Annotated in this window: 13 protein-coding genes and 1 riboswitch; of the genes, 1 reads left to right on the top strand and 12 read right to left on the bottom strand. The window is 68.5% G+C overall.

Annotated features, from left to right (window positions below; genetic code table 11):
- The 10 genes from L324_RS21720 to L324_RS21675 form a co-directional block, all read right to left on the bottom strand.
- A partial coding sequence (locus L324_RS21720) for a lipoyl synthase (protein WP_037311531.1) occupies positions 1-932 on the bottom strand: 932 nt, incomplete at its 3' end.
- The gene (gene glyA / locus L324_RS21715; protein WP_037311528.1) at positions 929-2,197 is read right to left on the bottom strand and encodes a serine hydroxymethyltransferase; all 1,269 of its coding nucleotides are present in this window, start codon (positions 2,195-2,197) and stop codon (positions 929-931) included. The genes glyA and L324_RS21720, both read right to left, overlap by 4 nt.
- Before the next feature lies 1 nt (position 2,198).
- Positions 2,199-2,576 (bottom strand): glycine cleavage system protein GcvH, encoded by a 378-nt coding sequence (gene gcvH, locus L324_RS21710; RefSeq protein ID WP_037311525.1) that lies wholly within the window; start codon positions 2,574-2,576, stop codon positions 2,199-2,201.
- Between the two features lie 17 nt (positions 2,577-2,593).
- Positions 2,594-3,685, bottom strand: a complete 1,092-nt coding sequence (gene gcvT / locus L324_RS21705; RefSeq protein WP_037311522.1) for a glycine cleavage system aminomethyltransferase GcvT — start codon at positions 3,683-3,685, stop codon at positions 2,594-2,596.
- An 8-nt stretch (positions 3,686-3,693) separates the two neighbouring features.
- Complete coding sequence (gcvP, locus tag L324_RS21700) at positions 3,694-6,528, bottom strand: aminomethyl-transferring glycine dehydrogenase (protein ID WP_037311519.1); 2,835 nt, start codon at positions 6,526-6,528, stop codon at positions 3,694-3,696.
- Between the two features lie 141 nt (positions 6,529-6,669).
- Positions 6,670-6,763, bottom strand: a riboswitch (glycine riboswitch).
- Positions 6,764-6,887: 124 nt separating this feature from the next.
- Positions 6,888-7,250 carry a four-helix bundle copper-binding protein gene (locus L324_RS21695; protein WP_235783604.1) on the bottom strand — a complete coding sequence of 121 codons (363 nt, stop codon included), beginning with the start codon at positions 7,248-7,250 and terminating at the stop codon, positions 6,888-6,890.
- 406 nt (positions 7,251-7,656) lie between these two features.
- A complete protein-coding gene (locus tag L324_RS21690) occupies positions 7,657-8,424 on the bottom strand; it encodes a 3-oxoacyl-ACP reductase (protein ID WP_037311513.1) in 768 nt (255 codons plus the stop codon).
- Positions 8,424-9,788: an aldehyde dehydrogenase family protein gene (locus L324_RS21685; protein ID WP_037311510.1), complete on the bottom strand. Its 1,365-nt coding sequence runs from the start codon at positions 9,786-9,788 to the stop codon at positions 8,424-8,426. Before L324_RS21685 ends, L324_RS21690 begins: the two co-directional genes overlap by 1 nt.
- Positions 9,785-10,498 carry a gamma-glutamyl-gamma-aminobutyrate hydrolase family protein gene (locus tag L324_RS21680; RefSeq protein ID WP_037311507.1) on the bottom strand — a complete coding sequence of 238 codons (714 nt, stop codon included), beginning with the start codon at positions 10,496-10,498 and terminating at the stop codon, positions 9,785-9,787. The genes L324_RS21685 and L324_RS21680 overlap by 4 nt, the downstream gene beginning before the upstream one ends.
- Positions 10,479-11,843 (bottom strand): glutamine synthetase family protein, encoded by a 1,365-nt coding sequence (locus L324_RS21675; RefSeq protein WP_081736420.1) that lies wholly within the window; start codon positions 11,841-11,843, stop codon positions 10,479-10,481. The genes L324_RS21680 and L324_RS21675 overlap by 20 nt, the downstream gene beginning before the upstream one ends.
- 228 nt (positions 11,844-12,071) lie before the next feature.
- Here L324_RS21675 and L324_RS21670 point away from each other — a divergent pair, with 228 nt between their 5' ends.
- Positions 12,072-12,596 (top strand): YflT domain-containing protein, encoded by a 525-nt coding sequence (locus L324_RS21670; RefSeq protein WP_037311504.1) that lies wholly within the window; start codon positions 12,072-12,074, stop codon positions 12,594-12,596.
- Positions 12,597-12,777: 181 nt separating this feature from the next.
- Here the strand turns inward: L324_RS21670 and L324_RS21665 are convergent, their stop codons facing one another.
- Complete coding sequence (locus L324_RS21665; protein WP_037311500.1) at positions 12,778-14,043, bottom strand: DUF1700 domain-containing protein; 1,266 nt, start codon at positions 14,041-14,043, stop codon at positions 12,778-12,780.
- Entirely contained in the window at positions 14,040-14,363 is a 324-nt protein-coding gene (locus L324_RS21660; protein WP_037311497.1) for a PadR family transcriptional regulator, read from the bottom strand. Before L324_RS21660 ends, L324_RS21665 begins: the two co-directional genes overlap by 4 nt.
- Between the last annotated feature and the right edge of the window lie 30 nt (positions 14,364-14,393).

Here is a 14,393-nt window from a genome sequence, read left to right as displayed (position 1 = left end):
GAGCTGGCTTCCTGAGCGGCTGGTCCTTCGGCGGCGAGGTGCGCCAGGTTCTCCGACAGCGCTTCGCCGCGATGGGCCTTGGTCTGCGCGAACAACCGCCCCGCCCGGTACGACGACCGCACCAGCGGCCCCGCCATCACACCCGCGAAACCCATCGCCTCGGCCGCGTTGGAGTGCTCGACGAACTCCTCCGGCTTCACCCACCGATCCACCGGATGATGCCGCGGCGACGGACGCAAATACTGGGTGATCGTCAAGATCTCGCAGCCCGCGTCGACCAGATCCTTCATCGCCGGACCGACCTCGTCGGGAGTCTCACCCATGCCGAGGATCAGGTTCGACTTCGTCACCAGACCAGCCTCACGAGCCTTCGTGATGACCTCCAGCGACCGCGCGTACCGGAAACCCGGCCGGATCCGCTTGAAGATCCGCGGCACCGTCTCCACGTTGTGCGCCAGCACCTCCGGCCGCGACCCGAACACCTCGGCCAGCTGGTCGGGATCGGCGTTGAAGTCCGGGATCAACAACTCCACACCCGTACCGGGGTTCAACGCGTGAATCTGACGCACGGTCTCCGCATACAGCCACGCACCGCCATCTTCGAGATCATCACGGGCGACACCGGTCACCGTCGAGTACCGCANNGCGGGCTTGCCCGTGTCGATCTGACAGAAGTCACACCGCCGCGTGCACTGATCCCCACCGATCAGGAACGTCGCCTCACGGTCCTCCCAGCACTCGTAGATATTGGGACAGCCCGCTTCCTCGCAGACGGTGTGGAGGCCTTCACGCTTGACCAGGCCCTTGAGTTCGGTGAACTCCGGGCCCATCCGCGCCCGGGTCTTGATCCACGACGGCTTCTTCTCGATCGGGGTCTGCGCGTTGCGGACTTCGAGCCGGAGAAGTTTGCGCCCCTCGGGGACCGCGCTCATCGGTTGAGGTCCGCGTACAGCGGGTGCTTCTTGGCCAGGAGTTCGACACGGGCGGAGAGCGACTGGCGCAGATCCTCGTCGAAGTCGGGACGCAGCGCCTCGGCGATGATGTCGCCGACCTCGGCGAAGTCCTCGGCACCGAAGCCGCGGGTCGCGAGCGCCGGGGTGCCGATCCGCAGGCCCGAGGTGACCATCGGCGGGCGCGGGTCGAACGGGACGGCGTTGCGGTTGACCGTGATGCCGACCGAATGCAGCCGGTCCTCGGCCTGCTGACCGTCCAAAGTGGAGTTGACCAGGTCGACGAGCACCAGGTGCACGTCGGTGCCGCCGGTCAGCACGCGGACACCGGCCTCGGCGCAGTCCGTGCGCGAAAGGCGGTCGGCCAGGATCTTCGCGCCTTCGAGGACGCGCTGCTGACGCTCGCGGAACTCCTCGCTCGCGGCGACCTTCAACGCGACGGCCTTGGCGGCGATGACGTGCTCCAGCGGGCCACCCTGCTGACCGGGGAACACCGCCGAGTTGATCTTCTTGGCGAGTTCCTGACGGCACAGGATGATGCCGCCGCGCGGGCCGCCGAGGGTCTTGTGCGTGGTCGTGGTGACGATGTCCGCGTACGGCACCGGGCTCGGGTGCAGCCCGGCCGCGACGAGACCGGCGAAGTGCGCCATGTCGACCATGACCTTCGCGCCGACCTCGTCGGCGATGCGGCGGAACTCGGCGAAGTCGAGCTGACGCGGGTACGCCGACCAGCCGGCGATGATCAGCTTCGGCTTGTGCTCCTTGGCGAGGCGCTCGATCTCCTCGACGTCGACGATCCCCGTCTCCTTGTCGACGTGGTAGGCGACGACGTTGTAGAGCTTGCCGGAGAAGTTGATCTTCATCCCGTGGGTCAGGTGACCGCCGTGGGCGAGGTCGAGCCCGAGGATGGTGTCGCCGGGGTTGAGCACCGCGACCATGGCGGCGGCGTTGGCCTGCGCGCCCGAATGCGGCTGGACGTTGGCGTGCTCGGCGCCGAACAGGGCCTTCGCGCGGTCGATCGCCAGCTGCTCGATGACGTCGACGTGCTCGCAACCGCCATAGTAGCGGCGGCCGGGGTAGCCCTCGGCGTACTTGTTGGTCAGCACCGAACCCTGCGCCTCGAGCACGCCCACCGGGGCGAAGTTCTCCGACGCGATCATTTCCAGGGTCGACTGCTGACGGTCGAGTTCGGCGGCGACGGCCGCGGCGACCTCGGGGTCCACTTCGGACAGGCTTGCGTTGAACATCTCAGCTCTCCTGGGTGAGCACGGCGTAGGCCTGGGCGTCGAGCAGTGCGGGCACGTCGCCGGACAGACGCACCTTCAGGAGCCATCCTTCGGCGTACGGGTCCGAGTTGATGACCTCGGGGGTGTCCGTTGTGGCCTCGTTCACCTCGACGACCTCGCCGTCCACGGGTGCGTACAGCTCGCTGACGGATTTGGTCGACTCGACCTCGCCGAACACCTCGCCGCCGGTGACCGTGTCACCGACCGAGGGCAGCTGGACGAACACGATGTCACCGAGCGACTCGGCGGCGAAGGCGGTGATGCCCACGGTGGCGACGCCGTCCTCGACGCGCAGCCACTCGTGTTCCTTCGTGTACTTCAGGTCCTGGGGGATGCTCATGGTGGTTCAAGGGCCTTTCAGGCGCGGGAGTAGAAGGGCAGGGCGACGACCTCGACGGGTTCGATACGACCCCGGATGTCGACGGAGAGCTCGGTGCCGGGTTCGCTGTACTCCCGGTCCACATAGGCCATGGCGATCGGGTAACCCAGGGTCGGCGACAGGGCACCGCTGGTGACCTCGCCGATCTCGGTCTCGCCGGACAGGACCGTGTAGCCGTGACGCGGCGCGCGACGGCCGGCCCCCTTGAGCCCGACGCGCACGCGCGGAACGTCCTTCTTGGACAGTTCCTCGAGGGCCGCCTTACCGACGAAGTCGCCGGGCTTCTCGAACTTGACGACGCGGCCGAGACCGGCCTCGAACGGGCTCAGCTGGAGGCTGAGTTCGTTGCCGTACAACGGCATTCCGGCTTCCAGACGCAGCGTGTCGCGGCAGGCGAGCCCGGCGGGGAGCAGACCGTGCGGCTCACCCGCGTCGGTCAGGATGCGCCAGACGGCGGGGGCCTCACCGGCCGGGACGTACAGCTCGAAGCCGTCCTCGCCGGTGTAGCCGGTGCGGGCGAGCAGGACGTCGTGACCCTTCACGACAGCCGGGACACTCGCGTAGTACTTGAGCGCGCCCAGGTCGGCGTCGGTGACCGCGCCGAGGATCTCGACGGCCTTCGGGCCCTGGACGGCGATCAGCGCGACGTCCTCGGACTTGTTCTCGACGACCGCGTCGAAGCCGGAGACCCGCTCGGCCAGCGCCGCCGCGACCACGTCGGCGTTGCCCGCGTTGGCCACGACCAGGAACTTCTCGTCGGCGAGCCGGTAGACGACCAGGTCGTCCAGCACACCGCCACTGGCGTCGCAGATCATCGTGTAGCGCGCCCGGCCCGGCTTGACGCCGGACAGGTTGCCGACCAGCGCGTAGTCGAGGGTCTCGGCCGCCTGCGGTCCGGTCACCTCGATCTCGGCCATATGGGACAGGTCGAACAGGCCCGCGGCCTCGCGGACCGCCTTGTGCTCCGCCAGTTCGCTGGAATAGCGGATCGGCATCGACCAGCCCGCGAAGTCGGTGAACAGCGCACCCAGTCCTTTGTGGACTCCGTGCAGGGACGTCTCTTTCGACATCAAGTGCCTCAGTTCTCGTAGGCGTTGAGCGGCGGGCAGGAGCAGACGAGGTTACGGTCCCCGCGCGCGCCGTCGATGCGACGCACCGGGGGCCAGTACTTGGCCTTGCGGTTCACCCCGGCGGGGTACACCGCCAGTTCGCGGTCGTAGGGCAGGTCCCAGTCGCCGACCAGGGTCTCCGCGGTGTGCGGGGCGTTGCGCAGCGGGCTGTTGTCCGCGGACCAGCGGCCCTGCGCGACGGCGTCGATCTCCGCGCGGATGGCGATCATCGCGTCGCAGAAGCGGTCGATCTCGCCGAGGTCCTCGGACTCGGTCGGCTCGACCATCAGCGTGCCCGCGACCGGGAACGACATGGTCGGGGCGTGGAAGCCGTAGTCGATCAGGCGCTTCGCGACGTCGTCGACGCTGACGCCGGTCTCCTTGGTGAGCCCGCGCAGGTCGAGGATGCACTCGTGCGCGACCAGGCCGTCCTGGCCGGTGTAGAGCACCGGGTAGTGCTGGTTGAGGCGCTTGGCCACGTAGTTCGCGGCGAGGACCGCGACCTGGGTCGCGGCGGTGAGCCCGCCGGCACCCATCATGCGGACGTACGCCCAGGAGATCGGCAGGATCGACGCCGAGCCGAACGGGGCGGCGCTGATCGGGCCGACCCCGGTCTCCGGACCCGCCTTCTCCAGCAGCGGGTGGTTCGGCAGGTACGGCGCGAGATGCGCGCGCACCGCGACCGGGCCGACACCGGGGCCGCCGCCACCGTGCGGGATGCAGAAGGTCTTGTGCAGGTTCAGATGCGAGACGTCGCCGCCGAACTCACCCGGCTTCGCCAGCCCCAGCAGGGCGTTGAGGTTCGCGCCGTCGACGTAGACCTGGCCGCCCGCGTCGTGGACGATCTTGGCCAGCTCGTCGATGCCGTGCTCGTACACGCCGTGGGTGGACGGGTAGGTGACCATGATCGCGGACAGCGTGTCGCGGTGGGCGTCCACCTTGGCGCGCAGGTCGTCGAGGTCGACGTTGCCCTCGTCGGTGCACTTGACCACGACGACGCGCATTCCGGCCATGACCGCGGAGGCGGCGTTCGTGCCGTGCGCGGACGACGGGATCAGGCAGACCTCACGCTCGGCCTGGCCGTTCGCGTGGTGGTACGCGCGGATCGCGAGCAGACCGGCGAGTTCGCCCTGGCTGCCCGCGTTCGGCTGCAGCGACACCTTGTCGTAGCCGGTGACCTCGGCCAGCCAGCCCGCGAGCTGCTCGATCAGCACGTGGTAGCCCTCGGCCTGGTCCGCGGGCGCGAACGGGTGGATACCCGCGAACTCGCGCCAGCTGATCGGCTCCATCTCGGTGGTGGCGTTGAGCTTCATCGTGCAGGAGCCGAGCGGGATCATGCCGCGGTCGAGCGCGTAGTCGAGGTCGGACAGGCTGCGCAGGTAGCGCAGCATCGCGGTCTCGGAGCGGTGCGAGTGGAACACCTCGTGGGTGAGGTACTCGCTCTCGCGGTCGAGACCGGCGGGCAACGCTCCGGCGGCCGCGGTGCCGGCGGCGTCGATACCGAAGGCGTTGAGCACCTTGGCGATGATCGCGGGCGTGGTGACCTCGTCGACGGCGATGCGCACGTGGTCGGCGTCGACCGGGCCGAGGTTGATCCCGTTCTCACGCGCGACGGCGACGACCGCTTCGGCCTGGCCGGGCATGCGGGCGAGGACCGTGTCGAAGAAGCCCTCGTGGACGACCTCGACACCACCCTCGCGGAGGGCGTCCGCCAGACCGGCGGCGAGTTCGTGGACGCGCGTCGCGATGCGCTTGAGGCCGTCGGGACCGTGGTAGACCGCGTACATCGCGGCGAGCACGGCGGGCAGGACCTGCGCGGTGCAGATGTTCGAGGTCGCCTTCTCGCGGCGGATGTGCTGCTCACGGGTCTGCAGGGCGAGGCGGTACGCGGGGTTGCCGTCGGCGTCGACCGAGACCCCGACGAGACGGCCTGGCAGCGAACGCTCGAGCCCGGCGCGGACGGCCATGTACCCGGCGTGCGGGCCGCCGTAACCGAGCGGGACGCCGAAGCGCTGGGTGGACCCGGCGGCGATGTCGGCGCCGAACTCACCCGGCGCGGTGATCAGCGTGAGGGCGAGCAGGTCGGCGGCGACGGTGTACAGCGCGCCGGCGGCCTTCGCGGTCTCGGAGATGGCGGAGTAGAAGCCCGCGCCACGCAGCACACCGGAGGCACCCGGGTACTGGACGACGACACCGAAGAACTCTTCGGGAAGGCCGGTGAGCAGGTCGCGGACCTCGACCTCGACACCCATCGCCTCGGCGCGGGTGCGGACGACCGCGATGGTCTGCGGCAGGCACTCGGCGTCGAGGACGACCTTGTTCGACTTCGCCTTCGACACGCGGCGCATCAGCATGACGGCCTCGGCGACGGCGGTGGACTCGTCGAGCAGCGAGGCGTTCGCGGTGGCGAGACCGGCCAGCTCGGAGACCATGGTCTGGAAGTTGAGGAGGGCTTCGAGACGGCCCTGCGAGATCTCCGGCTGATACGGCGTGTACGCCGTGTACCAGGCCGGGTTCTCCAGCACGTTGCGGCGGATGACCGCCGGGGTGACCGTGTCGTGGAAGCCGAGGCCGATCATCTGCGTCATCGGCTTGTTGAGCGCGGCGAGCGCGCGGAGTTCGGCGATGGCGTCCTCTTCGGACGCGGCCGGGGGAAGTTCGAGGTCGCGGGTGACCCGGATCGCGGACGGCACGGCGGCCTGCACCAGGGCATCGAGACTGCCGTAGCCGACCTCGGCGAGCATCTTGGCCTGCTCGGACTCCGAGGGGCCGATGTGCCGGTCGTCGAAGGACGTACTGGTCAAGGGAGCTCCTTGGGTCAGGCGCCGGATAGACCGGTGCGCTGGGAACTCCCCCTCTGTCATGGCACCTGAGAGTTTCACCGCACGGTAATGCGGCTTTCACCTTGGGTGAGACGCACTTGCGCGCCTGCTTTCCAGAGTGGCCTCGCGGAAGCGGTAGTGGATACCTGAGAGATTCCGGGGAGTTTGCTCCTTCGGTGCCCCACCACGTTCGTGAGGGCTCTCCCGCTCCAGCTCAACGGCCCTGTCTGTAGTTGTGCGCACACCGTACCTGGCGTGTTCGGCGCACGTCTACTTCAGGCCGGGCACGTCACTTGTGCCGTTCGCCCGGACACCCGCCGTGCCCGGGCGGGTCCCGGCGATCAGGCGTTCTCCATCATCATCTCGGCGGTGATGGTGCCGCACAGCTCGGCGCAGCGCATCATCATGTCGGCGGCGTCGGCGAGTTCGGCGTCGCCGGTCTTGGCGCACTCCTGGGCGCACAGGCGCATCATCTGGGAGGCCAGGCCGCACATCTTCGCGCACATGCGCATCATCTCGAGGTCGGCGACCATGGCCGAACAGCGCATCATCATGTCGGCGCACATCCGGGACATGTCCCCGCAGGTCACCATCATCATCCCGACCTTGGCGCCGCCGACCTCCATGCAGCGCGTCATCGTCTCCTCGCACCTGACGTGACACTCGTTGCACAGGTCGATGCAGTCGCGCATGGCGGTGCTCATCTGCCGGGTCATCCTTGGCCTCCGCTGTTCCAGGGCTCGGGAGCCGGGCGGCTCCGCGATCTCAGACCTACAGCGCAGGTCAGCGGCCCGCCATCCCGGCCACCGGGACGAGTGACGCATGGACGCGGGGTTCGCGCCCGGTCGCATAGCTTGATCAACACGGGATCAGGACATGCCCCGGAACCCGGCGCACCCCCGAGTGTGGAGGATTTGGGACATTCACCGTCCCAAATCCTCCACACTCGAACCTCGCAGGCACCAGTGATGGCACATCCGGACCATCAAGAGCAGCGCCGATCAGCAACTCTGCGACTTTGCCGGGACCCTGACCTTGAGAGTAGGGAAGGAGGCCTTCACGGACCGTCGCGGTTCGGGCGGTGACGCATTCAGAGGACTAAACGCGGGATCACAGCGGGGTGACGTAGGCGCCCGAGATGCCGCCGTCCACCAGGAACTGGGACGCCGTGATGAACGAGGCGTCGTCGCTGGCCAGGAACGCGACCGCCGCCGCGATCTCCTCCGGTTCGGCGAACCGCCCGACCGGCACGTGCACCAGCCGTCGCGCGGCCCGCTCGGGGTCCTTCGCGAAGAGCTCCTTCAGCAGCGGCGTGTTCACCGGCCCCGGGCACAGCGCGTTGACCCGGATGTTCTCCCGCGCGAACTGCACGCCCAGCTCACGGCTCATCGCCAGCACCCCGCCCTTGGACGCGGTGTAGGAGATCTGCGACGTCGCCGCGCCCATCACCGCGACAAACGACGCCGTGTTGATGATCGACCCCTTGCCCTGCCGTTGCATATGCGGCAGCACGGCCTTGCAGCACAGGTACACCGAAGTCAGGTTGACCTTCTGCACCTTCTCCCACGCGTCGATGCCGGTGGTCAGGATCGAGTCGTCCTCGGGCGGGGAGATGCCGGCGTTGTTGAACGCCACGTCGACCGAACCGAAGGTGTCCACAGTGGTCTGGAACAGGGCCTCGACCTGGTCTGCGTCGGTGACGTCGGCCTGCACGAACAGGCCGCCGACCTCGTCGGCCGCCGCCTTGCCCTGCTCCGCCGAGATGTCGCCGATGACGACCTTCGCTCCCTCGCTCGCCAGCCTGCGGGCGGTGGCGAGACCGATGCCGCTGCTACCACCGGTGATGACCGCGACGCGGCCCTCGAAACGCTGAACCATCATTCCTCCGTGCTGATGAAAACATTCTTGGTCTCGGTGAAGGCGTCGAGCGCGTCCGGGCCGAGTTCCCGGCCGAGCCCGGACTGCTTGAAGCCGCCGAACGGTGTCCAGTACCGGACGGACGAATGCGAGTTGACCGAAAGGTTTCCGGCCTCGACGCCGCGCGCGACGCGGAAAGCCCGGCCGACGTCGCGGGTCCAGATCGAGCCGGACAGGCCGTACTCGGTGTGGTTGGCCATGGTGACCGCGTCCGCCTCCTCCTCGAACGGGACGACCGCCACGACGGGCCCGAAGATCTCGTCCGAGGCCAGCGGATGCCGCAGGTCCGGCGGGGTGACGACGGTCGGCGGGAACCAGTAGCCCGGCCCCAGCGGAGCGCTTCCCCGGAAGGCCACCGGTGCGGAATCGTCCACATAGGACGACACCTTCGCGTGGTGCCCGGCCGAGATCAGCGGCCCCATCTCGGTCATCTCCAGCCGCGGATCCCCGACGACCACGCCGTTCACGGCGGGCTCCAGCAGCTCCATGAACTTCTCGTACACACTGGCCTGCACGAGGATCAGCGACCGCGCGCAGCAGTCCTGCCCGGCGTTGTCGAACACCCCGTACGGCGCCGTGGCCGCGGCCTTCTCCAGGTCGGCGTCGGCGAACACGATGTTCGCGTTCTTGCCGCCCAGCTCCAGCGTCACCCGCTTCACCTGGGCGGCGCAGCCCGCCATGATCTGCTTGCCGACCTCGGTGGAGCCGGTGAAGACGACCTTGCGTACCGCGGGATGGTCCACGAAACGCTGTCCCACCACCGATCCCTTGCCGGGGAGCACCTGGAAGACGTCCTCGGGGATCCCCGCCTCGCGGGCGAGTTCACCGAGCCGGATCGCGGTCAGCGGGGTGAGCTCCGCCGGTTTGAGCACGACGGTGTTCCCGGCGGCGAGGGCCGGCGCGAAACCCCAGCCCGCGATGGGCATCGGGAAGTTCCACGGCACGATCACGCCGACCACGCCGAGCGGCTCGTGGAACGTCATGTTCACGCCACCGGGAACCGGGATCTGCTTGCCGCTCAACCGTTCCGGCGACGCCGAGTAGTAGGTCAGCACGTCGCGGACGTTCCCCGCCTCCCAGCGGGCGTTGCCGATCGTGTGACCCGCGTTGGCGACTTCCAACTTGGCGAGGTTCTCGATGTCGGCGTCGACGGCGTCGGCGAACCGGCGCAGCAGCCGTGCCCGGTCGCCGGGGGCCACCGCACGCCAGGCGGGGTACGCCGCGTGGGCGCGGGCGATCGCCGCGTCGGTCTCCTCGGCCGAGGTCAGCCCGACCGACCTCACCACCTCTTCGGTGGCGGGGTTGATGACCTCGAAGGTGGTCACTTCGTCTCCTTCGCCGCTGCTATGAGGGCCTCGAAAAGCCTGATGTCCCCGGGGTTCTGTTCCGGATGCCACTGGACGCCGAGCACGAATCCGTCGCCGGGCAGTTCCGCCGCCTCGATGGTGCCGTCGGCGGCCCAGCCGACCGGGACCAGCCCGTCGCCGAGCCTGTCGATGGCCTGGTGGTGATAACACGGCACCTTGGTCTCGGCGCCGAGGATCGACGCGGCCCGGCTGCCCTCGGCAAGGGTCACCGTAATGGTGCCGAAGGTCCCCGGCGCGGGCTGGTGATCCTTACTGTCCAAAGTGTCCGGAAGATGCTGGGTGAGCGTCCCGCCCAAGGCGACGCTGAGCACCTGGAGCCCGCGGCAGACGCCGAGCACCGGCTTGCGGGCGGCCAAGGCGGACCGCAGCAGACCGAACTCGAAGGTGTCCCGGTTCGGCCTCGTGTACGTCGTCGCGTGCTGGTCCTGGCCGTAACGCGCCGGATCGACGTCGGCGCCGCCGACCAGCACGAGACCGTCCACAGCGGACACCAGCCGCTCGTGCGCGTCGCTCACCGGCGGCAGCAGGACGGGGATCCCGCCGGCCGCGACGATCCCGTCGACGTAGACGCGGTGCAGCAGCGCGGCCTCGGTCTCCCACACCAGGAACTTCGCGGGTTCCAGATAGGAGGTGAGGCCGATGACGGGCTCAGAGCCGTTCGAAGCCACGGATCCTCTCCCAGTCGGTGACGGCGGCGTCATAGGCGGTGAGTTCGACCTTCGCCGCGTTCAGATAGTGGTCGACGACCTCGTCCCCGAACGCGGTCCTGGCGAGCGTGCTCCGGTCCAGCAGCTCCGCGGCCTCCCGCAGGGTCGTCGGCACGGTCGGCTTGTCGGAACCATAGGCGTTGCCATGGAACTCCGGCTCCAACTCCAGTTCGTTCTCGATACCGTGCAGGCCGGCCGCGATCAGGGCGGCCACCGCGAGGTACGGGTTCACGTCGCCGCCCGGTACCCGGTTCTCGGTCCGCAGCGACTCCCCGTGCCCGACGACGCGGAGCGCGCACGTGCGGTTGTCGGTACCCCAGGCGACGGCCGTCGGCGCGAAACTGCCCGGGACGAAACGCTTGTAGGAGTTGATGTTCGGTGCGAGGAAGTAGGTCAGCTCACGCAGTCCGGCGAGCTGACCGGCGAGGAAGTGCTCCATCAGCGGGGAGAACCCGCCGGGGCCGTCCCCGGCGAGCACGGCCTCGCCCTCGGCCGAGCGCAGACTGATGTGGATATGGCAGGAGTTGCCCTCGCGTTCGTTGTACTTCGCCATGAAGGTGAGGCTCTTGCCCTCCTGCGCGGCGATCTCCTTGGACCCGGTCTTGTAGATGCTGTGGTTGTCGCAGGTGGTCAGCGCGTCGGCGTAGCGGAAGGCGATCTCGTGCTGGCCGGGGTTGCACTCGCCCTTGGCCGACTCGACGTAGAGCCCCGCGCCGCCCATGTCGTTGCGGATCCGGCGCAGCAGCGGCTCGATCCGCGCGGTGCCGAGCATCGAGTAGTCGACGTTGTACTGGTTGGCCGGGCGGAGCCCCTGGTACCGCTTGTCCCACGCCGACTCGAAGGTGTCGTCGAAGACGATGAACTCCAGTTCGGTGCCGACGTAGGCGCCGAGACCGAGCGCGGCCAGCCGGTCGAGTTGGCCGCGCAGGATCTGGCGGGGCGACGGGGCGACCGCGCCACCCTGCACCCGTTCTAGGTCGGCGAGGACGAGCGCGGTGCCCTCCTGCCACGGGAGCAGGCGCAGCGTGTCGAAGTCCGGGCGCATGACGAAGTCGCCGTAACCGGTCTCCCACGACGACATCGCGTAGCCGTCGACGGTGTTCATGTCGACGTCGACCGCGAGGAGGTAATTGCACGCTTCGGTGGCGTGCGCGACGACCTCGTTGAGGAAGTATTCGGCGGCGCAGCGTTTGCCCTGCAGCCTGCCCTGCATGTCGGTGATCGCCACCAGCACCGTGTCGACGGCGCCGTCCTCGACCAGTTCCCGGAGCCGATCCAGCGTGAGCATGCCGCGCCTGTTCGCCATCAGCCTCACCTAAAGGTTCGAAGCGGTACCTTTGCGGCTTCTTCCTACCGGGTCAACCCGGTCAGGTCAACTCGGGCAATGGTCTAGTTGGTTATCCATTGCGGACTGTAGTTGATCCCTGGGCGGATTGTCTGTGATGCCCGGCTGAGAAGATGCTGTGAATCCCGCCGTATCGGGAGGAGATCCGCACATCCGGAACGTTGTACGGATCAAGAGAGGTGAGAAGGAATGACACAGGCATTCACGCAGCAGACCACGTTCACCGAGCCCCAGGGACGGGCTCAGCTCCCGACGCTGCCCAGCGGGTGGCCGATCGGCTCGTACGAGTCGTACTCCGAAGCGCAGCGTGCCGTCGACCACCTCGCGGGAACGGACTTCCCGATCACCGACGTCACCATCGTCGGTGTCGAACCGATTCTGGTCGAGCGGGTCGCCGGGCGGATGAGCTGGAGCAAGATCCTGACCAGCTCGGCGCTGTCGGGCGCGATGTTCGGTATGGTCCTCGGCCTCGTGCTGAGCCTGCTGAACCCGGCCGCCGGACTGGTGCCGATCATCGTCGGCCTGGTCGGCGGTATCGGGTTCAACCTGCTGTTCGGCGCATTGGGGTACGCGTCGTCGAAGAACAAGCGCGGATTCTTCTCGCAGAGCCAGCTGGTCGCCCGGCGCTACGACGTCCTGGCCCAGCCGCGCAACGCCGAGAAGGGCCGCGCCCTGCTGGCCGACCTGGCCGCCAGGAGCGCGTTCACCCACTGACCCTCGCGTTCCACCCCGCCGCGTCCCGAACCACCGCATTCAGTCCTCTGGATGCGGTGGTTCGCTTTCCGCACCACCGAATTTCGTCCTCTGGATGCGGTAGTGCGCGTCACCAACCACCGCATCCAGAGGAAGAAATGCGGGTGGAGGCGCCCCCGACGGTCGCCTCCACCCGGGCCACCTAGCGTGTCGGCTGGGTGGAGTTCGACGGCGCAGCGGGGGAGGACGGCGGCGCAGCCGGGGACGAGGGCGGAGCGGACGAGGGCGGAGCGGGCGGCACCGGCGCACCCTTCGGGATCGCCGCGCTGAACGGGACGTCGGTCCTCTCCTGACAGTAACCGCGGGAACCGTTGTAGCCGTTGAGGTTCCCCTGCTCGTCCTGCACTCCCCGCTCGACCCGCGGACGCGGATAGCGGTTGTCGTCGCCGACCTTCCGCTTCTCCCCCGTGCTCCTCTCGCAGGCGTACCGCGTCGTGCTGAGCGGGCGGCCGTCCTCGTCGTAGAGATAGATCTCGGTCAACGGCTTGCCCTCGCCGTCGAACGCGTAGATGTTCTCCACGTCGTGGCTGCCGTACATCAACTGCGGGTTGCCGTAGCCGTCGTTGTAGTTCGGCGTGTAGCCGCTGTTGTAGGAACCACCGCCGTAGGAGCGTTTCGCGATCAGATCGACCGCCGCGCCCGCCCCGCCGAGCATGCTGCCGATGACGAACGCCGAGACCGGCACGGCCAGCCACAGCAGCCGCCGGTCCCCCTTCACCTTCGGCCCCGCCCACACCACCGCGGCCGCCGCGACGAGCAGCAACGGCAGCAACAGCACCGCCTCGGCGTCGCGCAGCACCAGCAGCAGGCCGAAGACGACCAGCACCGCCGCGCACAGCACCCACCAGGCCGGCTTGAGCGAGCGAAGGAAGGCCAGCCCCTTACCGTCCTTAGTGGACCGGAAAGACGTCCCGATCTCGCGGAGCTTGACGACCTCGGGCAGTTCCGCGACCGGGCCGACCCCCTTCCGGACCACGTAGGCGACGCTGATCGCGAACACGGGCGCCACGAAAAGCAGGCCCAGCAACGGTTCCACCCGCACCCACACCGCGGCCGCGAAGCCGAAGAGCGCGAAACCACCCACCGAGAAGACCAGGCCCCAGAACGCGAAGCGCGCTCCGCCGATCCCGGCTTTCGCCCTCAGCACAGCGGTTTCGCCACCCGCGTCGACCGGACGCGGCGGATAGCCGCCGGACGCCCGCAGTTCGGCGGCGTAGCTCTCGGGGCTGCCGAGTCGCTCGATCAGCGCGTCGACCTTGGCCGACTCCCCCAGTTCCGCCTCCATCTCGGCGAGATGAGGACGGACGTCTTCGAGGATCTCCTCGACTTCGCTCTCGGGCAGGTCGGCGAGCGCGCTCCTGACCCTCGCCAGATACACCCGCACGGCGGTCGGATTCTGCGTGCTCATGCTGCCTCTCCCAACAGGCTGGTCATTGTCGAAGCGAAAGTCCGCCAGGTCTGCGCCGATTCCTCGAGGCGACGGCGACCCGGCTCGTTGAGGCTGTAGTACTTGCGATGCGGGCCTTCTTCACTCGGCACCACGTACGACGTCAGCAGGCCTGCCTTGTACAGCCGCCGAAGCGTCCCGTACACCGAGGCGTCGCCCACTTCCTGCAACCCCGCGACCCGGAGTCTTCGGAGCACGTCGTAGCCGTAGCCGTCCTCTCCGCGAAGCACCGCGAGAACGGCGAGGTCCAGCACGCCTTTAAGTAGCTGACTGATCTCCACAGTCGCGTCCCTCCCAGTCTTACGCAAGAG

Source organism: Amycolatopsis orientalis DSM 40040 = KCTC 9412 (genome assembly GCF_000478275.1).
Taxonomy (GTDB): domain Bacteria; phylum Actinomycetota; class Actinomycetes; order Mycobacteriales; family Pseudonocardiaceae; genus Amycolatopsis; species Amycolatopsis orientalis.
The sequence above is the reverse complement of the archived record's forward strand: the minus strand, read 5'-3'. Positions and strand labels throughout refer to the sequence as shown.

Coding starts and splice junctions, on each gene's coding strand:
- glyA (WP_037311528.1), bottom strand. CDS start 2,197: ATGTTCAACGCAAGCCTGTCCGAAGTGGACCCCGAGGTCGCCGCGGCC.
- gcvH (WP_037311525.1), bottom strand. CDS start 2,576: ATGAGCATCCCCCAGGACCTGAAGTACACGAAGGAACACGAGTGGCTG.
- gcvT (WP_037311522.1), bottom strand. CDS start 3,685: ATGTCGAAAGAGACGTCCCTGCACGGAGTCCACAAAGGACTGGGTGCG.
- L324_RS21695 (WP_235783604.1), bottom strand. CDS start 7,250: ATGAGCACCGCCATGCGCGACTGCATCGACCTGTGCAACGAGTGTCAC.
- L324_RS21690 (WP_037311513.1), bottom strand. CDS start 8,424: ATGGTTCAGCGTTTCGAGGGCCGCGTCGCGGTCATCACCGGTGGTAGC.
- L324_RS21675 (WP_081736420.1), bottom strand. CDS start 11,843: ATGGCGAACAGGCGCGGCATGCTCACGCTGGATCGGCTCCGGGAACTG.
- L324_RS21670 (WP_037311504.1), top strand. CDS start 12,072: ATGACACAGGCATTCACGCAGCAGACCACGTTCACCGAGCCCCAGGGA.
- L324_RS21665 (WP_037311500.1), bottom strand. CDS start 14,043: ATGAGCACGCAGAATCCGACCGCCGTGCGGGTGTATCTGGCGAGGGTC.